Origin of the sequence: Paenibacillus sp. IHBB 3054 (assembly GCF_051594305.1) — a bacterium.
GTDB lineage: Bacteria > Bacillota > Bacilli > Paenibacillales > Paenibacillaceae > Paenibacillus_AQ.
Map to the genome: position 1 here is coordinate 17,242 of NZ_JBOFBG010000008.1, position 22,365 is coordinate 39,606.

A 22,365-nucleotide genomic window follows, 5' to 3' on the forward strand; every position below is an offset into this window, starting at 1 on the left:
AGATTTAGGATTTAGGATTTAACGATTGCCCAAGCCTCTTCCACCGTATCCACAAAATGTCCTTTAAATCCGGCGCTTGGAGCTACTCTCTGTAATTGAGATTTGGCTACCACTTTCTTCGGATTCACCAGAACCGCATGTTTAAATCCGTTATACAGCACATAGCAGCGTTCCAGAACCGGCAGTATCTCCGGCTTGAATGGCGCCATATCATTGCAGTCAATAATCAGAGACATCTCGTGGATCGGCAAAGTTGGCATGGATGCTTCGAATATTTCCACTTCTTTTACTGTTTCAGCCAATTCGGCAAATCCATGCAAGCTGATGAAGATGGTGTTGAATTCCGGGTACATTTTAGTTTCTGCGATCATTTTTTAATGACACTCCTCTAGTTGTTTTTTTCAATTTACGATTGCGGGATTCATTGGAAATAGGTTCATACCCAAGATTTACCGCTTTACTACTATCGTCAAATTGCACTGTTTTTTTGATAGTTTCGGAAAATTCATTTATGGTGTTCTGACTATTGTACGAAGCACAATATAGTCATTCGCGTCGCGTGAGATCAAAGTATCTTTATTAAAATACACAAAATTGTCCGCACTGCGGTTTCGTTCCCCAAGCAAAAAGAGTTCCCCGTTTCGGAGGTTCACTCCGCGGGCTACTAGTTTATTGTTCATCATTTCCGAGAACACCGCATAATTGTCACCCACGATTAATAGATCGTTCCGGTCGCCAATTACCCATTCACGTTTGAGCAATACTTTAACCGGGGCTCCGGCTTTACTGCGGTCCATCGTCATATAGATGAAGTAATTTTTGGTCTTGCCGGCAGCATCCACTTCTTTGGAGTCAATCATCCAGACAATATCTTTACCATTCGAAGCTACAAGGTTGAAGGATTCATTTTCTTTCAGCTTGTAAATCTCAATTGTTTTTGAACTTGGCAGATCATACAGATACAACGTGCCGGTGTTCCATTTGCTATAGATGAACTTGTCATCTACAAACTGGTAGACCTGATCAAAACCGAGATCATTGATGGTCTGAGTTTCCAGCGTCGTTTTGTTAGTGAAGTAAAAATATGAGCCACTGCTGTGTGCATAATATTTATCACCCACACCGAGTAATTCCGGATTTTTCACTTCCAGCGGAAGCTCGCTTGTTTTTTTGGTTTTCAAATTGTACTGTACCAGCTTCTTCGGATAGATATTAATTTGTTTAGTCACTTCAATTGTGGACTCATAATAATAAACACTGTCTCCCAGGAGCTGCAAGTTCGTTTTGAACGTGTTAGTAGAAGTGACTTTCTCCGTCGTCTTCTTCTTCCAGTTATGTAAGTACAGCTGATAAGCCCCTTTGCTATCCTTCTCCAGTGAAGCGATCGTGTCACCCGTGAACTTGTAGTTGTAGTCAAGCGGCATGTTATATGCAGTTTTGACATCTGTAAAAGTGTACTTCGCAGCTGCGTGGACCGGAGTAGCAATCAGGGGTCCTGCAGCCAAGGCCGCAGCCAGAATAAACGCTAAACCTGGCCTTATTTTGTGGCGAATCTTCAAAAACATGTTTTTTTATTCTCCTTTTGTTGTATTTAGACAACAAAAAACCAAACTACATGAGCGTCCCCGCTGTCATGCCGCTTTCGTGAGCGGTTTAGACCGGTGGCTTTGCGTCTTCCGCCTTTCGGCGGAGTTGCCTTTGTTCATCAGCTGGCGCTTCCGAATCACAAACATATTTTGGTGTTTATTATCTATCTAAATTTATAATTCGACAATAGCAGTCATTATCCTCCTTTTTTCTCACATTCAAATATTGTTCGCTGTATCTGTTTTGTTACGATAGTGCGTAGATCCGTTTGACCATAAAATCGAAAAAACGCTGATTCCAGTTCTCTGACAGCCGTTCGGCCAAGTCTGCAATTAACGCTGCAGCGAGGTCCACCAGCTTCTTGACACCTGAAGGTAATGCGTCCGATCCAAGACCATTTAACGCTCCTGTTAACTCATCCAGTTGCTGTGGACTGAGTTTGCGATGCAGTCTCTTAATGCCGAGCTGCGCTGTAGAAGGATCTAATACATGCCGCAGAACCGCCATTAGATCTGCCGCCAGATGACTGCCGAGCCGATGTGCCCAGAGCAAATCGCCGCGAAGATACGCAGTTTCAAATTCCAGAAGGCTGAAAGTGAAACCGGAAAGGATCCTCGTAATCTCCGCATCCGACATGGGGAAGTTCTCTGCCTTGTAGTTGGCAAGACATCCCTCGGGATCATGCAGGACAAGGATTTGCTCGGTTTGTTTCAGACTCTCCTCAGTCACCGTATAAAGATCGAAATGCAGTCCGTCTTCAAACACGCCAACAATTTGCGGGCCTACGAAGTTAGCTTCCGACCAGAATATCAGCGGTTTATAGCTCTCCATATAGGATATTCTGCACGCTAAAAAATCCGTCAAGCTCTCGCTGTGTACCAAACAGTACAAATCAACATCCGAGTAAGCATCCTGCTCTCCTCCGGCATGTGCACCTTTCAGAAATACCGCCCTGACTGCCGGATCACCCTTTACGGCCAAGCCTACCAGACGGATTGCTTCGTCTTGTTTCATTCTCTCTTCCCCCTGCAATGTGTAGTATGATCTGAACATAATCTTTCTTTTTTTATTAAAAGTGAGAAATATTGTGGCGCTGGTGCGTCTTATATACAAATAAATCAATTGGAGGCACTGGATGAAGGCACAGGAAAACGATGAACAAATCATTGCCGAAGTGCTGCAGGGCAACCGTGAGGCCTTTGCGGTACTCGTAGACAGATACAAGTCGAGCTTGTATGGTCTGCTGCTCGGTATAGGCGCCAGTCACCAGGATGCACAGGATTTGGCCCAGGAAACATTTATTAAAGCATACCAGAAACTCCGCGAGCATCATGGCCAATCAAGCTTTGCCGCTTGGCTGTACGCCATTGCGATCAACCACTTCAGGTCACTGAAAAGGCGGAAATCCCCAGGCCTAACAAGCAGTAACTTACTGGAGGAGAAGGACCGCGGGCCAACCCCTGAAGAGCAGTATATGCGTAAGGAAGACGAGCTTGAAATGCACCGGAAATTGTCCAAGCTTCCAGAGCGATACCGGATTGTACTGCTGCTTCGCTATACCAAAGAATTATCCTATGAGGAAATCTCAGCGATAACGGGAATGCCTATGCACCAGGTCAAAAATTGTCTCCACCGCGCCCGTCAAAAGCTGAAGAAACAATGGTCGAAATCCAGGGAGGGTTCCAATGAAAAAATGGGCTTACACCAATCACAATGACTTGTCCGGCACTGATAACGATCTACTGACGGATTCACAATTGTATACAAGTTCTAATCTGGCTGATGATTTCACAGAGCGCGTTATGGAACAAGTTCGCAATACTGAGATACTGCCCGCCTCCGGGCAAAAATTATCCGAGATATCCGGAATGCAAAAGGGCCGCACCATAAAAAGAGGCTTAAAGTGGGGCAGCACTGTTGCTGCAGTGATAGGAATTGCTTCATTACTGTTCTTTATAGGCAAATCAGGTACAGTGTCAGAGACGCTGTCCAACCCTCCACAGAAACCGTTCCTCCTTGCCAACCAGTGGGCAGAGCTTGGTCTGCTGGACGCCAAAATACTCGGAGTGGTGCAGCACCCTGGCATAGAGAAAACCGATAAAGGCTATACCTTTGTCCTGCAGGACGTAGTGGCTGATCCTACCCGTTTGGTGCTTAACATTAGCATTACGGATAAAACCGGACATGCTGCCAACGACGCAATGTCCAAATTTAATACCAGCCAATTGGAAATCCATGATGAACAAGGACACAACATCGGAGAACTGAAAGAGATCATGCCCTTGGCCAGTGACATTTATGGAAACTCTGGTCAAGCCTCTCTGCTGTTGACTTACGTATTCCCTGATGAAGGCCCAGGAAGCACCGTAGTTATTCAAGGCAATATTCATGAACTGGCTTCAAACAGCAAAACAGAAAAGGTAGTCGCCGGAGACTGGAGCTTCAGCTATGAAGCGGATATGACCGCAGCGCAGGCATTAACAGTAACCACAGATTTGAAGGACCATGTCTATACTACTCCGGATGGGATGAAGCTGGAGATGGATCAAGTGATGCATACACCTGCAGGTGCCACACTGAAATTCAACACCTCGCTTACTGGAGAGGCAGCCAGCCTTATTTCTGCCAATTCCACTAATTTTAGCCACGATTTTGGGGTCATGTTCCATTTTGAGGATGAGAAAGGTGAAGAACTTTCAAGAATCAACAGTTACATCTCCGGAGGTATTATCGACACTTCCTTCGGCTACACTGTCAGATCAACAGAACAAGCCGGCAAGCAGCACTGGACCTACTATTTCAAGAGCCTTCCATATGACAGCCGGCAAGTACGGTTCATCCTGGATGGTTACAATAGTCCCGTCAAATCTAACGATTCAATGACGTTCCATCCTCATGAGCTTAATGAGAAACCCGCAGTATTTAGTGCTCAAGGTGATGTGCTGAAGGTGAACAAGATGGAGATCAAGGAAATCACAGATGAACCGGGAATATCCGGCTGGATGTCGGTCAGCGGCGAATTTATCAACAGATTTGCCTATAACAAATGGGTCGCCCGCGATGGACTAGGAAAGGAATACAAGGTTATTTTTAGAGGTTCTTATAGCGACGGTGAGACAATCACATTTGGAGAGACGGACAATCATGCGAATGAAGCCTTTCTCATTGCCAAAGGCATGACTGAACTGCCCGAGGAGCTGACGCTCCGCCGGGTCATAACGGATAAAAGATTTACCGATGTGAACTGGAGCTTTGATCTGCCAAAAATCGAAGTGAAAAAACCTTGAGTTTGCTTCTATTCTATTGTGGATCTGGAACTTCTGATCCGATATGCCATTTGATGTAGTCATCTTTCAGGATGCTGTACACTTCAAGATCGACGATTCCTTTGCCTGACCATACACTGGCTTGTCTCAAAGTCCCTTCTTTCATGAAGCCGTTTTTCAGCAGCACCTTTTTGGAAGCCCTATTGGGGGGTATTACTTCAGCTTGAATTCCACCCCACCCCAATGGGCTTGCTCCAAAAAATAGCCGACCGATACCATATTTACTTTCTGATTAAAATCAAATGCCTCGATAATACCAAGCAATTTGTCATTATCATTACAGCTGAATATTTATGTAATTGCATCCCTCTTCATTTATTGTCTTTGAACACTCCCGCCACCTGTAGAGGTGGGGGATTCTTGGGTCATTGCTTCCTTGAAGCAAAATGTATCGATTTTCTCAAATGTGAAAAATCGTACACCAAGCGATCCCTGTGGTTCCCACAGTTCTTTGCAAGACGGTTAAACCGCCATCATTATGATATTCTGTGCGGCATTTTCATCACGATCATGCGTTGTATCACAACCTGGGCAGACCCATTGCCGCACTGAAAGGTTCTTCACTTCGGGGTTGATGAAGCCACATACAGAACAGGTTTGGCTGGTGGGGGCAAAGGTATCCGCGATCTTAACCGTGCGTCCGTACCATTTCGCCTTGTAGGAGATTTGACGTTCGAACTCACTCCAGGACGCATCGGCGATAGACTTTGCCAGTTTGTGATTTTTGAGCATATTCGCCACGCGAAGGTTTTCTATACTGATCGTTTGGTTTTCGCGAATCAGTTTGATTGTGAGCTGATGCAGAAAATCATGGCGGCAATTGGCGATCTTCTCATGAATGGAAGCGACCTTTTGCTTGGCTTTGTGCCAATTAGAGCCGACTTTGCTACGGCGAGCCATACGGCGTTGCCAATAAGGCTAACTTCTTTTCGAAATGGCGATACCACTTGGGATTTTGAACCCGAAATCCATCGGAGCAGACGGCAAACTCTTTAAGCCCAAGGTCAACACCAATCTCTTTGCTGGCTTGAGGCAGGGGCTTAACGTCAACTTCACAGACGATGGATACGAAATATTTCCCAGACGCATTACGGCGAACGGTTGCAGACAGGATGCGTCCCTCTAAGGCTCTGGAATTGGCAAAGGGCATCCATCCCAGCTTGGGAAGCTTGAGTTGACGTTCTTCCACAGCAATGTTGCCGTTGGTATACTTCGTTGTGTAGCTTTGAACAGGATGTTTACGGCTTTTGAAACGTGGAGCTTGATTCTGTTTTTTGAAGAACCGATCAAAACTATCTGCTACGTTACGAACCGATGATTGCAAAGCAATACTATCCACGGTTTTCAACCATTCGAACTGTTGTTTGAGTGCAGGAAGTTGTGTGGCACAACGATTGTAGGATAAGCCTTTGCCTTTCGCCTTATAGGTATCATTCCATAAGCCTAAAAAATGATTGAACACAAAACGGCAACACCCGAACATCTGATGAATGAGTTGCTGTTGTTCATTTGTAGGAAAGATACGATACTTATAGGCTTTATGAATGAGCATGCCAACACAACCTCTTTCGATGAAGTATATAGGGATATTATAGCACATGCGTTCGTTTTCTTTGCAAAAAACACCGATTCATCCCCAACCTATAGAAGGTGGGGTGTTCTCGGCTTTCTTTGATAAATAACTTATCACACTTGTTGCTTTTTCCGGCCCCAATCTAATAAAGGATTGACCGATCTCCAGGGATCAGGTAATAATATACATATATATCATCAACAACGCAGAAGAAGAGTAAGTAGACATATGTGAGAGGACTTGCAGAGAGCCGGTGGTAGCTGCGAACCGGTGTCCGGCATATGATCGAATGGACTTTGGAGTTGCTTTCCCGAACCGTCGGCTACGATGTTGTAGGGAAATGCCGGGCATCCCGCCGTTATCAAGGGAGCGGTCTCGAGATCATGTATTCAGCGATCTCCGCACCGTATAACGAAGACTGGAACGCTTGCAATTGATGCTGCGAGACGGTCATTTAAGGTGGTACAACGACAACTTCGTCCTTATGGGACGGAGTTTTTTTGCATTGATAAGGGGGTGATGGCCATGGAGGATGGCTGGTGGTGGCGATTTATAATTTCTACACAACAACATTATACCAGGAGGTTTTTTAACGATGAAAGAACGTGTACTCACAGGAGATCGGGTTACCGGCAAACTTCACCTTGGCCATTACGCCGGCAGCCTGCAGAACCGGGTTATTTTGCAAGATCAATATGAATCCTATGTGTTTCTGGCGGATGTTCAGGCACTGACAACCCATTTCGATAGACCCGAATTGATCCGCAGCCATATCCGCGAGATTATGCTCGATTATTTGTCTGTAGGCATTGACCCCGGCAAGACAACCCTTTATGTACAGTCCATGATTCCGGAAATCGCCGAGCTGACGATCTTCTTCTCTATGTTTGTTACGGTGAATAACCTGCGGCACAATCCAACAGTAAAAGCAGAATCGAAAAACAGCAGTCTGGATGAAATGTATTATGGTTTCCTCGGTTATCCGGTAAGCCAAGCGGCCGATATTGCCTTTTGCAAAGCCACCATCATTCCCGTTGGTGAGGATCAGCTGCCGCATCTGGAGCTGACCCGTAAAATTGTGCGCCGGTTTAACGAGCTGTATAAGCCTATATTTGTGGAACCTCAGGCGTTGATCAGTGAAACACCCCGGCTGATTGGCACAGATGGCAACGCGAAAATGAGCAAAAGCCTCGGCAACGCCATAACGCTCGATGCTTCAACGGAAGACCTTGCCCACAAAATAAAAAGAGCAGTGACAGATCCTGCCCGCGTTCATAAAAATGATCCCGGGCATCCGGATATCTGTCCAATTTATGCTTATCACCGGGCCTTTCTTCCGCAAGACGCCGCTGAAATCCGCGAAGGCTGCGAACGCGGGACCATCGGATGTTCGGCCTGCAAAGAACGGATCACCTCCACGCTGGAAATGCTTCTGGCACCGATGCGGGAACGCCGGGCCTATTATGCGGCCAGACCAAAGCTTGTCGATGATATATTAATGGCCGGCACCCGCCATACCCGGTCTCTGGCCCAGGAAACGATGAACGAAGTCCGCGAGGCGATGAAACTTGATTACTTTAAATGAACTCGAGATGCTATCAACGAAGGATCTGGAATAGATGACTTACAGCTGAATAATTGTGAATAGCAAAGAGGCCGCTTCAGCAGCGGCCTCTTCTTGTTGTTACATATAAATATCGACTACAGTACCTTCTGCTGTGCGCAGATTTTCAAAGTCTGCCTGTTTGATCCGCAATCCTCCAAGACGATAAGGATTGGCAAGCCGTTCGGCCTGAACCTCCTTGCCGCCCACGGTTACAGAGCGGAGATTGCCTTCTGCACAGTGGTAGATGAACGATACCGGAGAACCGCCATATTCGAAGTCAAAGCGGGTTCCATCCAGTTCATCCGGCAGTACAGGATCAATGATGAGGTCACCGCCGTCCTCACGGATGCCGAGCACGTTGGAGATCAGCTGATTCATGTAGATTCCGGGACCGCTGGAATAAATTCTCCAGCCGCCTTTAACGGCTACCGAACCATTCCGCAGCTCATTGAACCGCTCCTGCGCTTCGTAACGGTTAGCAAATTTCCCGTCCGAGCTGCTGAAGTAGGCATTGCTCTGACGCAGTTCAGCATTCGGCACGGCATCGCGGATCCCAATCGGATTAATGACCGCCAGTCCGTTCCATACCTGATCCCGCTTGCCGATCTTTGCCATAGCTTCTACGAACCGGATATGCGCATGCACATATTGAAGTCCGATTTCGCGTCCGAAATTAGCCGCCTGCTCCGCCCGTTTAAAATGCGTGCTGACTCCGCCGGCATATTGAGCCGGATGGTTCATCAGCCGCACACCATCCGGGCAGAGGAATTGCTCCATGATCAGCTTGTAATGCGACTCCATTTGCTCTGGTGTGAGCAGCTCGCCGATCATGCTGCGGGTCATCGGCAGCAGCCGGTATTGAATACCTGTCTCCTGATCTTCTGGATGAAGCATAGGCTTGGCATCCTGCGGATCTTCGAAATACAGGAAGCCTGGAATCACTTCTGTTCCCAGCATGTAACGGTTGAAATCACTTTTGATCCCTTCCGCCAGCTGCTTCAGCTCATTTGACCAAGCTTCATCATTGCTCTGCAGCACTCCGGATAAACCGAGCACTGTCTGATAGGTAAGCGCAACTGTCCAGCTGCTGACCATATACTGCTTCAGCTGTGCGTTCGCCGGCTGGAGCGTATCATCCCAATCCCCGTCGCCGTAAGAAGACAGGAACGTATCATGCAGGAAGTGAGATTTAATGTAATCCAGTTCTTTGTTGGCATGTTCCCGCAGCGAAGCTGTAGTTTCCGTAAAGTCAAAGCTGTGCTTGCGTGTATATGGAATCTGTTCATCCAGTACAGCAAAATCAAGGGTTGCCCGCAAGTAATCCCCCAGCACTTTAAGCGGCCAGACAATAATATCGCCGTGGCTTTCTTCCTGCTGAATGGATGTGTATTTGTCGAACATGAACCACTGTGGCCAGCTGCCGTCATCTTCATACTGATGGGCAAACACGGTCAGCAGAATCTCGCGCACCTGCTCATATTTGTGTGTGGCGAGGAAATATTCCACCGGTCCCTGGCACACATCACGCGTCCCCCATGCTGCGCCCCCATACTGCTCAAGACCATGAGGCACCGAGTAATGAACCAGCATATTGTGAGTGTACCACCAGGCCAACGCATTCACTTTGAACAGTCCGCCTTCGACTCCGCTTTCCTGTGTCAGTTTGAAACCGTTCATGACACCGGAGAAAAACTCACGGTAACAGGTGATTTCTTCTGTGACGGGTTTACTGGAGAGCGGACGTTCCTTGCCATCCAACAAGCCCTGTAATGTCAGCGTCCACTCTGCGCTCTCCTCCAGTTCAAGCACCGCTAGCGAAGCACTGCCCTGAACCGGTCCGTCTGCCAGCAGACTTTCATCTCCCAGACGGTAAGAAGCCCCATCCATGGACATCTTGTAAGTGAGCTCCGGATATACCTCAGCACTCGTTCCGGACTTCTCGCCGCGGAAGCTGATCACTCCGTTCGGATCCTGAGCCATTTGGTAAGGCACCTCATACTCGGCCACATTCATCGTAATCTGGTTGCTGACGAGGAAACGGTAGGCTTGGCCGCTTACAGATCGCACATGCAGCTTTACTTCCGGTGAATCAACTGTTGTATAGTTGGTAATTACAAGCGTGTCGGAAAGAGTTTTATAGTACCAGCGCACGTAGTTAAAGCCGATTTCAAATAGCGACGGCATCGTAAGCATACGGTATTGTCCATCCATTTCCACATAAATACGCTGTCCTGAAGTCTTGTACACATTCAGCGCGTTACGGGGGTTGGACATCATTTTATTGAAATTCGTATTACCGACTACCACCTGGGAATTGAAAACCCCATACATATACGAGGTTGTGGTCATGACCTCAGCACCCAGATGAGCATTGTCCCCGCTCATCAGAATATGCCCATGCGGACGTTCGACCAGCAATTCCTTACGCTTGAGCACAATATGCTCATAGGTGCCGGTAAAGAAGGCCAGCAGCTGGCCGCCATCACGTTCTTCCTCAAATCTCTGCGGGAACAATGAGTTCAGCTCTTCTTCAAGCATGTCTACAGTTTGCAGCGGAGTTCCAAAACGTGAAGATAAGGAGGTCTGATTCAGCCAATGACCTGTTTCCTGAACATCTCCCAGGGCTTCAGCCTCATCCCACGCTTGACGCAGTGCCGAATTAAATTCCAGCTCTGTAATGGCTGCGGGATGGTCTTCACGGAACAGTCCGTAAAAAGTAAAACTTGCGGCTCCATCCAGTTGAACTTTCTCGGATTTCAGCGCCGTATAGGCAAATTCATATTGATAAATCTCATTGGCCAGCTGTTCCTGGTACAATGCTTCCGGTTTGTCGGTTTCCTTGTAGGATAATCCGAAGAACTGGAATCCATCAGTGGAATACCCGGTAGCTCCAGTGAGAGCACCTTGCTGCAGGTACGGGAACTTGCCGCCTTGCGGCTGATTTTGCCGGGAGCAGACCACATATCCATACTTCTCATCCTCAAATACCGCATGATCAATATATTGCGATAAATAGGCTTCATTACTGGTGACAGCTGCGGGAGAAGCAATCCCCACGTCTTGACTGTAGATGACGTCCAGCAGCACATTGCTGCCTTCAACTTTCACATCCCAGAACCACACCCCACGGCTGGACAAAGTAAATACCACCTGATAACGGATATCCGTCAATAGCCCTGGGACATCCGGACCCGCAGTAATTTCACCTTGCCACACCAGGCGTTTGCCATCCTGACGGAAACGGCTGCTCGATTTCACACCAAGTAGCGGAAAGACCTGAATGCCATCTTGCAGGTGCAAACGCGCATAAAGATTCCCGGGCGCACCATCTACGCTATTAGACAGCAGCTGATTAATCATCATCGTCCCGCCGACAGCCTGGTACAGGTCGCCGCTTTCCAGGAAAGTAAAAGTTAATCCATCCTCGTGAAGCGACAGCTTGGAGCCAGTTCCTGTTATAGTTGTCATTTCTACTCACTTCCTTATCTGCTGCGGCAGATTGCCGCTATTCGTCGGTATTTGTGTTTAACATTTCGCATTATTTAAGCAAACGGAAAGACGCTGCCTGAACATCCTTGCTGCTAGCGCCGATGAACAGGCTGAATTGGCCGCGATCACTGCTTACGGACAAGTCACTGTGATGATAGCGGAGCATACTTTCGTCAATCTGGAAGACGACCTCGCTGCTTTCTCCCGGAGCCAGTTCGACCTGCTTGAAGCCTTTCAGCTCTTTAACCGGGCGGACTACCTCTGCGGATACATCACGGATATAAAGTTGAACCGTTTCTGTTCCAGCCATCTTCCCGGTATTTGTGACAGTCACCTTCGCCTCAATCGGCTGATCACCCTTCATTGTCTCCGCTGAAAGTGTAAGTCCCTCATAGGAGAAATCCGTATAACTTAGACCGAAGCCAAATGGCAGCAGCGGTTCGTTAGGAATATCAAGGTACTGGGAAATATAACGGTTGCCTGTCTCTTCTTCCGGTTTGGGACGGCCGGTGCTGAAGGAGTTATAATAAACCGGAATCTGGCCAACGGAATAAGGAACGGACATACTAAGCTTTCCGGATGGATTAACCTTTCCGTATAACAGATCTGCCAGCGCAGCACCGCCTTCACTTCCCGGGAACCACGCTTCAAGTACAGCATCGGCAAGATCATACACACCATGCAGATCGAGCGGGCGGCCGTTAAACAGGACAACAGCTAAAGGTTTGCCCAGCCCTTTCATCAGCTCAATCAGTTCCAGCTGCGCCTGCGGCAATTTGATATTGCTGCGGCTGCCGCCTTCACCGCTCATCTCTGAAGATTCACCGACCGCAAGCACGATTACATCGGCATCTGCAGCTGCTTTCAAGGCCTCATTACGCTGAGACTCACTGATCGTGTCGATGCCGCTTCCCTCTGCAATAATCACATTGCCCGGATTTTCGCTGAGTATACGCATGGATTCATCAAGCTTGACCGCCGTCTCTTTAGAACCCGTCCACGACCACCAGCCCAGAATATCTCCGCTATTCGCAAACGGACCGATCAATGCAACCCGTTGCTCAGGCGCCAGCGGCAGTACACCTTCGTTCTTAAGCAGTACGCTGGATTTCTCGGCGAGCTTGCGGGAAACCTGGCGATGCTCGGCGGAGAACACAATCTCGCGTTCAAGAACCGGATCCGCACCACGCATTGGATTCTCGAACAAGCCCAGCTTTTCCTTCAGCTTCAGTATCCGCAGCACAGCTTCATCAATCAGCGCTTCATCCACAAGGCCTTCTGCTACCAGTTCCGGCAGATGATTCACATAGCTTGTGGTCATCATATCGATGTCGACGCCACTCCAGATTGCCTTAAAGGCGGCTTCTTTTTCGTCTTCGGCAGCACCATGGGCAATGATTTCCTTAATAGCCGCCCAGTCTGAAATGACGATTCCCTCAAAACCCCATTCTTCACGCAAAAGGCTGCGCAGCAGCTTGCTGTTTCCGGTTGCCGGAATCCCGTCCACAATATTAAAGGAAGTCATCACCATCTCGACTCCTGCGTCTACCGCTGCTTTATAGGCCGGCAAGTAGTATTCGCGCAGCTGGCGTTCCGACAAGTCGACTGAATTGTAATCACGTCCGCCTTCAGCCAGTCCATAAGCTGCAAAATGCTTCACGCAGGCTGCAACACGGGAAACATCATTTCTCAGGTCATCCCCTTGGAATCCCTGTACAAATGCCTTGGCAAATACAGAGTTCAAATAGGGATCTTCACCAGTTGATTCCATCACACGGCCCCAGCGGGCATCTCGGACCAAATCCACCATCGGCGCAAAAGTTACATGAAGTCCTGATACTGCGGCTTCACGCGCGGCGATTTCTGCGCTCTGTTCAGCGAGTTCCGGGTTCCAGGAGCAGCCGATCGCCAGCGGAATCGGAAATATCGTCTTGAATCCATGTACAATGTCCGCCATAAACAGCAATGGAATGCCAAGTCTGTTATTCTTCAGATGTTCTTTCTGCACAGCCATCATTTTCTCTGCACCGGCTATTCCAAGTACGGAACCAGCCGCAAGTTTGGTCTCGCTGCCGATACCGAGCTCCTCCATAGGTCCGGTGATTTCCGAATGATCGCCCGGCTCATCATAAAAGGGGGCTGCGAGCTGCAGCAGCTGGGCGATCTTTTCTTCAAGTGTCATGTGCTTAACATATTTGTGATAGAGATGTTCAGTCATGGTTGTGTTCCCTCCACCGAAACGAAACGTTTCTATTCTATTATCTCTTTATTTATATGGTCTTTTCTAGTATGTGTTATCTATATTTCATAAACGTTTCTATTAATTTCGACAGCAATACGGAGCAGTAAGAGTGCCAGAATCTTCTCTTGCCTGATAAATAACCGGAAGCTTGCCGCCGCGCTAGTCCAAGAACAAAGCGTTCGGCGGGATTATCGCATCCAGCTCCGATTAACTGTTGATTTTAACCGAGTTCCGTTCAATCAGTTCGATCTTGAGCTTGTAGAAATCGTTGACCTCATCTCCGTTCAACCTTTGGAACAGCAGATGTCCGGCCAGCGAACCGGATTCGTACATCGGTTGACGGATGGTGGTCAGCCTTGGCTGAAGGTATTCGGCTAACTGGATATCGTCAAATCCAATGACCGAAAGATCATCCGGCACGGAAACTCCGGCTTCCTCCAATGCCTTCATTCCCCCGACTGCCATTTCGTCATTGGCATAAAACACCGCCGAAGGCAGCTCACCCTGCACCAGCATCATCTTCGTTGCTTTATAACCGCCCTCACGGACAAAGTTGCCGCTCAGCTTCCACTTCGTTTTTTCATTTAGTCCCGCCTCACGCATGGCACGCAAATACCCCTGATAACGCAGTGCATTGTCATAAGAGTTCGCAGGTCCGCTAATATAAGCAATGGAATGATGCCCTTTTTCAATCAAATGACGGGTCGCACTATACCCACCGTGTTCGCTGTCTACCACTACATTAATAAGGCCTTCACCGGAAATCAGACGATCCATCACGACGATTGGAAAACGCGCACCCGCAGCAGCGTGAAGAAGATCTACTGTAATATTATGAGCCAGCACAATAGCGCCATCTACTCTTTTTTCGAGTAAATAACGCACAGCCGTGGAATCTTTTCCACCCATCGAACTGCAGGCAATCAGGTCATAGGAGTTGGATAGCGCAACATCCTGAATGCTGCGGATGAGCTCCGAATAATAAGGACCGGACAAATCCGTTAATATGAGTGCAATCGTATTGGTCCGGCTCCGCTTCAAATCCATGGCAAAGCCGTTTTTTTGATAATTCAGCTGTCTTGCTGCTGCCAGAACTTTTTCTCTCGTTTTTGCGCTAACCTTGCTGTCCCCGCTCATCGCATACGAAGCCGTGGACAGCGCTACCCCCGCCAGCTTGGCCACATCCTTGATTGTTGCCATCCATTTCAACCCTTCCTGAGCCCTGCATTATTTCTCTCTATACTATTTTATGCCAGAGATCGTATATCCTTCTATGATATGCTTCTGGAAGAAGATAAATATGATAATAATTGGAATGACCATAAATGCCGCACCGGCCATCTGCAGTCCAAACGCTGTACCATATTGGCCTTTCAGCAAGGACAAACCTACTGAGAGTGTATACAGTTTCTCGTCATTGGCGATAATCAGCGGCCACAGGAAGCTGTTCCAGGCCCCGATAAACGTCAAAATCCCTTGCACCGCAAACACCGGCTTCACGATCGGCACCATCAGCTGGAAAAAGATCCGCAGTTCGCCCGCTCCATCCAGCCTTGCCGCTTCCAGCAGATCCATCGGAATGGTAGTCATAAACTGACGGAACAAGAATATCGCAAACGCCCCTACCAAGCCGGGCAGAACGATACCCGCCATCGTATTTACGAGATGCATTTGATTAATAATCAGATACGTCGGGATCATGGTTACTTGTGATGGAATCATCATCGTACCCAGGATAATAAAGAAGAACTTATTTTTGCCCGGAAAATCAAATTTCGCAAAAGCATAGCCGGCCATCGCATTCAAAAACAGTCCTGCAAAAGAACATAACACGATAATCAGCGTATTTTTCAAATAAATTAAAAAATCCATCTTCACGAATAAATCCCGGTAGTTGTTAAACGTTGGGTGTGCCGGGAAAAGCGACGGTGGAATCACCGTAAATTCATTCTCTGGTTTAAAGGATGAACCGATCATCCAAATAAACGGCACCATCATCAGAAGTCCTCCGACAACGAGCAGGGTAATCATAATTCCTTTTTCCATCTTCTTCATCTTCAGTGCCATGCTAGTTCCCTCCTTCTTAAGCCTGCAGCATCACGCTGAAGCTTAGTATTCCACTTCTTTCTTTTTGACCGCGAATTGGATAAGTGTCGCAATAATAATGATGATGAACAGTATGAATGAACCCGAAGCCGCATAACCGAATTTGCTCAGCTGGAACCCGTTATTGTAAATAAAGAGCGCCATTGACATCGTTGCATTCAGCGGTCCACCTTTTGTCATCACGAGCGGCTCTTCGAAGAACTGAATCCAGCCGATCAGGGTCGTAATGGTCACAAAGAAAGTAGCGAATCCAAGCAAAGGAACGGTGATATAGCGCAGCTTCTTCCAGCCGGTTGCACCGTCGATTTCCGCAGCTTCATAATACGAACGTGGAATTCCCTGAAGGGCCGCCAGGAAGATGATCATATTGAGACCAATTGATTTCCAGAACGCCAGCAGGATAAGTGAAAATTTCGCCAGCACAGGATCTTGAAGCCATTGCTGCGCAGGCAGGTCAAACCAGGACAGAACATAGTTAAACAAACCGTACGTCCCGTTGTACAAATAACCCCATACTACGGCTACGGCCACAATGTTGGTAATGGAAGGCATATAATAAATCACCCGGAAGCTTTTAAACAGCCAGCCTGTTCCGTAATTCAGCAGCAATGCAACCCCCATGGAAGCAATAACCACGCAGGGAACCCCGACCACAACATAAATAAGTGTGTTGTACATCGACTTTAAGAAAATAGGATCTTTGAAAATATTAAAATAGTTATCAAAACCAATTGCACTAATATTCGAATAATCCGCAAGCCCCACCAAATCCATATCCGTAAAACTGATGACCAGTGCGATAATTATCGGGATAATCGAAAAAAGGGTCAGCAGGATTACCGCAGGCGCGATAAACAAATATGGATACTTATGCTTGTTCCACTGCTTGACAAATGAACTCACAACATCACACCCCTTCGCATTCTTTCACTTTCTTCCGTGTGGAAGGATATACAGGCATAATGCCGGAACCTCCGTAAAAAAGAGATCCCGGCAGTCAGCCTGACACAATACATCAATAATTATTTGTTGCCCAGCAATTCATTCGCTTTGTCGTTCAGCTTGTCCAGCTCGGTTTGTGTATCCGCTCCGCCCATGGTAATCTGCTCGAAAGCAGCCATTGCAGCCTTAGCGATTTCTTCATATTCTCTGACCGTTGGAGCAGGACGGGAATTTTCAAGCTGTTTACCGAACGCTGCAATCATTGGATCCTGAAGCGCTTTGTTTTCCCAAGCTGCTTTGAGTGCCGGCATGGAGTTAGAAGTTTCGAAATATTTCAGCTGTGCATCCTGTTCAGCCATGAAAGCAATGAATTTTGCGGCTTCATCAGGATTTTTGCTGTGGCTGAAGATGGACAGATCGGCACCGCCAATGGAAGAGGTGTTGGTTACTTTAGCAGGCAATGTCGTTACAGCCCATTTTCCGTCAATTTCAGGATTTTTCTCTTTTACAGTCTGGATCATCCAAGGACCGCTGATGAACATAGCCATTGTTCCGTCTTTGAATGCTGCTACAGTATCAAGGTCAGTGCCTTTAGGCGACAATCCTTCATCATAGAAGCTTTTCAGAAAATTAACAGTCTCCACATAGGCCGGTTGATTGAACTGCGGCTTACGGTTGCTATCAATAATTTCGCTGCCATTCTGCCAAGCAAAAATCACAGGGTAGATGGAGTCTTTACCTTCAATCGGCAAGGCATAATGTCCGGCTCCGCCTTTTTTCACCAGCTTCTTGCTAGCATCCTTCAGCTCGTCCCAAGTTTTTGGACCTTCAGGGTATCCAACATCACCAAGCATATCGGTGCGGTAGAACAGCGCCCGTGTCTCAACATAGAATGGGATACCGACCGTCTGGTCTTGATATTTGGTCGTTTCAACGGCTCCGTCAAAGAAGTTCTCCGGTTTCATGCTTGGATACTTTTCGATGTATGGAGTCATATCTTTCAACGCTCCGGCAGCGGCGAATTCAGGAATCCATGTGGTACCCATCTGAATAACGTCCGGGCCGTTTTTGGAAGCGACTGCGGTCAGCAGCTTATCATGTGCGGTATCCCATGGGATTGCTTGCACATCCACTTTAATGCCAGGATTTTTTTCTTCATACATTTTAGCAATAGGTTCTACGGTATCAGATGTACCCATGAACCATACTTTAAGCGTCTTGTTGTCTCCCGATGCTGCATTGTTGGAATTGTTGCCGCAACCCGCCGCAACTAATGAGAAACTCATCAACATTGCCATCATCGTAACTCCAGTTTTTTTCTTCATTTCTTTTTCACCCCTGTTTTAGTATGTGTAAAACTTAAAAAACTATGATAAAAGCCCTTACATCGAAACGTTTCGATTATTATCAAAAAAAAATTCGTATATTATCATTCTTTTTCTTATTCCCCGAGGTGTTTCCAGGTAATATTAACCAAAAAATGTAGGATGAAACGAATTTTTAGACATTTTTCGAGTTGAATGAGCATTTCCGTGAACATATTGCTAATTCATTCGATGGTTGATTCGAATCGTTTCGATAGCCCTATTATAAATCCATGTGTTAGCGATTTCAAGTGGCTTACTAAAAAAAACAACTTTTCGCAGGCAACTCAAGGGCGCAGTGTTAATATATGGATTATCCTTAGTTTATAAAAAGTAAATAATGGAATCCGCTGTATAAATGTTTACAAAAAAGGACGCGCTGTACAAAACTCAGCGCGTCCTAATTGTATTGCTGTTCGGTGAAAATAAAGTATTAGACTGGAGTCGTTGATTTAACGGGGTTTTTGAATTGAAGATTACTCAGCTTTTGAAAAATAAGTTTTAGACTGCCGCTGTTATTAAACTAACGTTTCCCGTTAGCCACACATGCAGCGCAAGCGCAGCACCACAGATGATGAAAGTACGCCGTATTTCGGTCTTCCTTGCAACAGCTAAGAATTAATATCCATGGGAGTTGAATGTTCACCTATTGGGATGAACCAAGGCACTTTTTATGTAGGTTTTTAGCTGAATTTCATCAACTTTTCTTGAGGAATCTTCTTTCTTATACGCAGGACTATATCTTGGCCAGTTATGAAATGCTTATTGCGAAGTTACTGAGCGGAAATCTCGAACTTCGTGCCGGCATCACCGGCGAAAACTATGGATCCTCCCAAGGGCAGTACGACCGGATCCTTGCCTCCGATGACACTGAAATAGATGCATGTTCCCTTGGCATCATAAACAGCGAAGGAAGCGTTCTGGGACATGCTCACCTTAACGATCTTGCCCCCATCTTTGTCGCTTATCGTATACCACCTGGCGTACCCGCTGGGCGGAATCGTAACGATTGACTTCTTAGCGAAGTTAAGGGGCTTCACGGCATCCTCGCTCACTAAGATGATTCCACCCATATTCAGGTACTCAACGCCGTCTTGTGTAAAGAAAGTAAGACCTGAGAGATCCCGCCCGCTCATTCCCGGAATTTGCAATTCGGAGACGGCCGTGTTCGGGCCGGTTATTCGCTTATCCAACACGTATCCCGGCAATTGTTTCGACAAATTCAAGTTGGTGATTACCTTTTTCAAATAAGAAATCGACGTATACTTCTCAGTCAGCAGATAATACTTCTTCCCGTCGCGCTGCATCCATGCTTCCTTGGTCTCAGCCGGAATATCTTGGGGCTGGAGCTTCTCGGCATTATATACAGACATAGCAATCTGCCCAAGACCCGGCACTAAAGTGTATTGACGAAGCCATAAGTAGATACGGCCGTTCTCCTCCGTCACGAAGCTGATCAGCGAATTTCCATCCGAACTATGGAACATGCCGTCCGCCGAATATTCGAAGGTTTGGACCGGATTATCAGGCGACAGCTCCGAAGTGATGGACATTACGCCGTCTTCGGATATTTTGATGTTCATCGTTGTACCGGTTGCGCCATAGATTCCCGAATACTGCAGCACGGACTCCGGCATATCAGCCTTTACCGGCATGCCGTAAGACTTCTCAGGTTTGAATTCGGCAATTGTCCCTTTCTCCTTTAGCGCCTGAAGCAGAATTTCGTTCGCCAGAAGCTGATCGTACGTGCTGTTCCCGCTGGAAGTGATAACAGCTACCGCCATGTCCTGTTCGGGAAGCACAACGAGCGACGCGTGATAGAAAGACGTATCCCCGCCTTTGGTCAGCGCCTTCATCCCGTATTCGCTGAAGGGATACAGATTGACGCTGTCCCAGCCGAGACCGTATTCGAATGAGTTGTCCGCATCGTCAGGCCACAATGGCATCTTGTACTCGTCTTGCGCCATGGCCGCAGCCGATTTACCGGACAAGACTTCTTCCGCTTCCCCCGTGAAAACTTGCGAGAATCGAGCCAAATCTTCCGCCGTGGAATAGATACCTCCAGCTCCGATCACGTTGATCGTCTCGCCCGGAAGTTGTCCTGCATATGTAGGATAATAGAGTCCCGCCATCTTCGCTTCGTCCGGAGAATCGAGCGGCGTCTTCGTATTGGCCATACTCAGAGGTTCCGTAATATATCGATGGATATAAGGGGTAAAGTCCATGCCGCTGACCCGCTCGATCAGAATCTGGGCCAGCGTAAATCCGTCATTGCAATAAACCGAAAAAGCGCCCGGCGCCGCCTTTAAGGTCTGACCGGCCAGTTGCTTCAGCAGTGTGTCGTGGGCATAGGTGTCGTTATCTTCGAATAAACCGGCGTTCGTAAACGAGGATCCCTTCAGCCCGGAAGAATGATTGAGCAGCATGCGCGGAGTAATCTGTTTGTAGCGTTCATCCTTCATCGTAAACTCTGGGATATACTGGACGATCGGCGTATCCAGATCGATTTTCCCTTGATCGACCAACTGCATGACGGCAACCGTGGTAAACATTTTACTCGTCGAACCGATCCCATACATCGTGTCTTTCGTGAGCGGCCTCTGTCCCTGCTCATCATTCTTGCCGGATTGGCCGGATACGACGATGTTGCCATGATCGATAAGGGTGTATTGCACGCTGTTAGTATCGTAAGTTTTCGTGAGGAGTTCGGCTTTCTCCTTGGCAGCTTTCATGGTTAAGTCGTAGGTGAGTCCAGCTTCGTTAGAAGGCGAGTCCACTTCCGCCGTTGACACAGTTATCGGAGCAGCACTTGACTCAATCACCTCAGATGTATTTAGTGCCCCTGCTGTGTTCTGCATCTCAGCTACTGGTGTGTTGTCGCTGCAGGCGGTTAACAGCAAAAGCAGACACAAAAATAGCACAGCTACAGTTATCCATCGACTTTTCATCATTTAAACTCTCCGTTCCGAAGTTTTGGTAGAGATGTACAAAATTAGTATTTATGCAAAATTGTCCGTTAGCTTATGAAACGCTTGCCAGTCTAATACATTATTTTCTCTGAACAATTGCAGCAGACTTGAAATGACCTAACTGCCCTTCTATTTCATTCATTAATTCGTTGAAATTTGGTTAGCATTAACCGATTCCCGGCAGATCAATTCCGGGACTAATTTCAATGTTCTTCCAGCTCCGCCGTTCATCACTTCAAGCAGCATTTCAGCAGCGAGTGTCCCCATGCGTTCGTACTGATGCCGCACTGTAGTCAGTGGCGGGTTATTATATGCGGTAAAAAATGCTCCATCATAGCCCATTACCGAGATATCCTGAGGCACGGAGATGCCTTTGCGGGCAAGCTCCATGACCGCACCCATTGCCATTAAGTCATTTGCGCAGCAAATCGCCGTCAGCTCAGGTGCCCTTGCCAGCAGTTTCAGGACTGCCACCGCTCCGCTCTCCCCGCCAAAATCTCCATATTCCAGTTGGGCGGAATCATGGAGAGTCCCTGTTTCGGATAAAAATATCTCGCTGAAGCCCTTGTAGCGTTCCTCGCATATGCTTACATCCGGGGGGCCAGTAATATAGCCGATTCTTCGATGTCCTTGCCCAATCAAATAGGCGGCTGCCATTTTCCCGCCTTCCCGGTCGTCAGAGGCAACCAGCGAGCAGCGTGGCCCTACAGCTGAGCCAAGATTTACAGAGGGAACCTGCAGCTTTACCGCTTCCTTGATGAGCGGGTGATTCTTGGCAAAGGGTGGCATGAATACACAGCCTTCCAGATTTCTCATCCGCACCCATTCGGTTAAGCTGTTGGGCATATACTCCGTAAAGGGCACTGAGAAAATTAGAATCTCCTTCTGGTAGAGCCGTAAGGCCTTTCTTAAGGTGGCAAAAATATCGTCGAACTCACGAATCGACTCCTTTTCCATCTCCGGCATGAATACACCAACCAGGTTGCTTTTACGGGTGACCAGTTGCTTGGCACCCAAATTGGGGACGTATCCAAGGGACTGGGCCGCTTCTTGCACGCGGGCTATGGTTCTCGGATGTACACCGTAACTGCCGTTCAACGCTCTGGATACGGTACTGACCGATAAGCCTAGCTTTTCCGCAATATGCTGTATCGTCACTTC

General features: G+C 47.5%; 15 protein-coding genes, 2 pseudogenes and 1 riboswitch. Of the genes and pseudogenes, 4 read left to right on the top strand and 13 right to left on the bottom strand.

Translation table 11 applies throughout. The features are described 5' to 3' along the window. Positions 1-11: 11 nt before the first annotated feature. The 3 genes from ACQ76X_RS11595 to ACQ76X_RS11605 all read right to left on the bottom strand — a co-directional run bounded on the left by ACQ76X_RS11595 (position 12) and on the right by ACQ76X_RS11605 (position 2,601). Positions 12-371: a hypothetical protein gene (locus ACQ76X_RS11595; RefSeq protein ID WP_038590982.1), complete on the bottom strand. Its 360-nt coding sequence runs from the start codon at positions 369-371 to the stop codon at positions 12-14. A gap of 138 nt (positions 372-509) precedes the next feature. Then, entirely contained in the window at positions 510-1,565 is a 1,056-nt protein-coding gene (locus tag ACQ76X_RS11600) for a hypothetical protein (protein WP_438493917.1), read from the bottom strand. A gap of 50 nt (positions 1,566-1,615) precedes the next feature. Further along, a riboswitch (cyclic di-GMP riboswitch) is annotated at positions 1,616-1,707 on the bottom strand. 126 nt (positions 1,708-1,833) lie between these two features. Continuing rightward, on the bottom strand, positions 1,834-2,601 hold the full coding sequence (locus tag ACQ76X_RS11605; protein ID WP_438493919.1) for a hypothetical protein: 768 nt from the start codon (positions 2,599-2,601) through the stop codon (positions 1,834-1,836). 121 nt (positions 2,602-2,722) lie between these two features. On the opposite strand from ACQ76X_RS11605, the gene ACQ76X_RS11610 reads away from it, so the two are divergent. Both ACQ76X_RS11610 and ACQ76X_RS11615 read left to right on the top strand, forming a co-directional pair. Next, positions 2,723-3,304 carry an RNA polymerase sigma factor gene (locus ACQ76X_RS11610; protein ID WP_438493921.1) on the top strand — a complete coding sequence of 194 codons (582 nt, stop codon included), beginning with the start codon at positions 2,723-2,725 and terminating at the stop codon, positions 3,302-3,304. Continuing rightward, a complete protein-coding gene (locus ACQ76X_RS11615; RefSeq protein ID WP_438493923.1) occupies positions 3,273-4,874 on the top strand; it encodes a DUF4179 domain-containing protein in 1,602 nt (533 codons plus the stop codon). Before ACQ76X_RS11610 ends, ACQ76X_RS11615 begins: the two co-directional genes overlap by 32 nt. A 13-nt stretch (positions 4,875-4,887) precedes the next feature. Here ACQ76X_RS11615 and ACQ76X_RS11620 read toward each other — a convergent pair. Beyond that, positions 4,888-5,204: pseudogene (locus tag ACQ76X_RS11620) on the bottom strand (GNAT family N-acetyltransferase); the annotation flags it as partial. A gap of 171 nt (positions 5,205-5,375) precedes the next feature. Further along, a pseudogene (gene tnpB / locus ACQ76X_RS11625) lies at positions 5,376-6,465 on the bottom strand (IS200/IS605 family element RNA-guided endonuclease TnpB). A gap of 302 nt (positions 6,466-6,767) precedes the next feature. Here tnpB and ACQ76X_RS11630 point away from each other — a divergent pair. Together ACQ76X_RS11630 and trpS are read left to right on the top strand one after the other, a co-directional pair. Beyond that, positions 6,768-6,923, top strand: a complete 156-nt coding sequence (locus ACQ76X_RS11630) for a hypothetical protein (RefSeq protein ID WP_438493925.1) — start codon at positions 6,768-6,770, stop codon at positions 6,921-6,923. 158 nt (positions 6,924-7,081) lie between these two features. Continuing rightward, positions 7,082-8,071, top strand: a complete 990-nt coding sequence (trpS, locus tag ACQ76X_RS11635) for a tryptophan--tRNA ligase (RefSeq protein ID WP_438493927.1) — start codon at positions 7,082-7,084, stop codon at positions 8,069-8,071. A 99-nt stretch (positions 8,072-8,170) separates the two neighbouring features. On the opposite strand, the gene ACQ76X_RS11640 is transcribed toward trpS, so the two are convergent. The 8 genes from ACQ76X_RS11640 to ACQ76X_RS11675 form a co-directional block, all read right to left on the bottom strand. Continuing rightward, complete coding sequence (locus ACQ76X_RS11640; RefSeq protein WP_438493929.1) at positions 8,171-11,560, bottom strand: GH36-type glycosyl hydrolase domain-containing protein; 3,390 nt, start codon at positions 11,558-11,560, stop codon at positions 8,171-8,173. A gap of 70 nt (positions 11,561-11,630) precedes the next feature. Then, positions 11,631-13,799 carry a glycoside hydrolase family 3 N-terminal domain-containing protein gene (locus ACQ76X_RS11645; RefSeq protein WP_438493931.1) on the bottom strand — a complete coding sequence of 723 codons (2,169 nt, stop codon included), beginning with the start codon at positions 13,797-13,799 and terminating at the stop codon, positions 11,631-11,633. 231 nt (positions 13,800-14,030) lie between these two features. Further along, entirely contained in the window at positions 14,031-15,023 is a 993-nt protein-coding gene (locus ACQ76X_RS11650) for a LacI family DNA-binding transcriptional regulator (protein WP_438493933.1), read from the bottom strand. 42 nt (positions 15,024-15,065) lie between these two features. After that, entirely contained in the window at positions 15,066-15,890 is an 825-nt protein-coding gene (locus ACQ76X_RS11655; RefSeq protein ID WP_038590959.1) for a carbohydrate ABC transporter permease, read from the bottom strand. A 42-nt stretch (positions 15,891-15,932) separates the two neighbouring features. Then, on the bottom strand, positions 15,933-16,832 hold the full coding sequence (locus ACQ76X_RS11660) for a carbohydrate ABC transporter permease (RefSeq protein ID WP_038590956.1): 900 nt from the start codon (positions 16,830-16,832) through the stop codon (positions 15,933-15,935). 119 nt (positions 16,833-16,951) lie between these two features. Continuing rightward, a complete protein-coding gene (locus tag ACQ76X_RS11665) occupies positions 16,952-18,196 on the bottom strand; it encodes an extracellular solute-binding protein (RefSeq protein ID WP_438493936.1) in 1,245 nt (414 codons plus the stop codon). Positions 18,197-19,008: 812 nt separating this feature from the next. Continuing rightward, the gene (locus tag ACQ76X_RS11670; protein WP_438494169.1) at positions 19,009-21,093 is read right to left on the bottom strand and encodes a serine hydrolase domain-containing protein; all 2,085 of its coding nucleotides are present in this window, start codon (positions 21,091-21,093) and stop codon (positions 19,009-19,011) included. Between the two features lie 252 nt (positions 21,094-21,345). Continuing rightward, positions 21,346-22,362, bottom strand: a complete 1,017-nt coding sequence (locus ACQ76X_RS11675; RefSeq protein ID WP_438494171.1) for a LacI family DNA-binding transcriptional regulator — start codon at positions 22,360-22,362, stop codon at positions 21,346-21,348. Between the last annotated feature and the right edge of the window lie 3 nt (positions 22,363-22,365).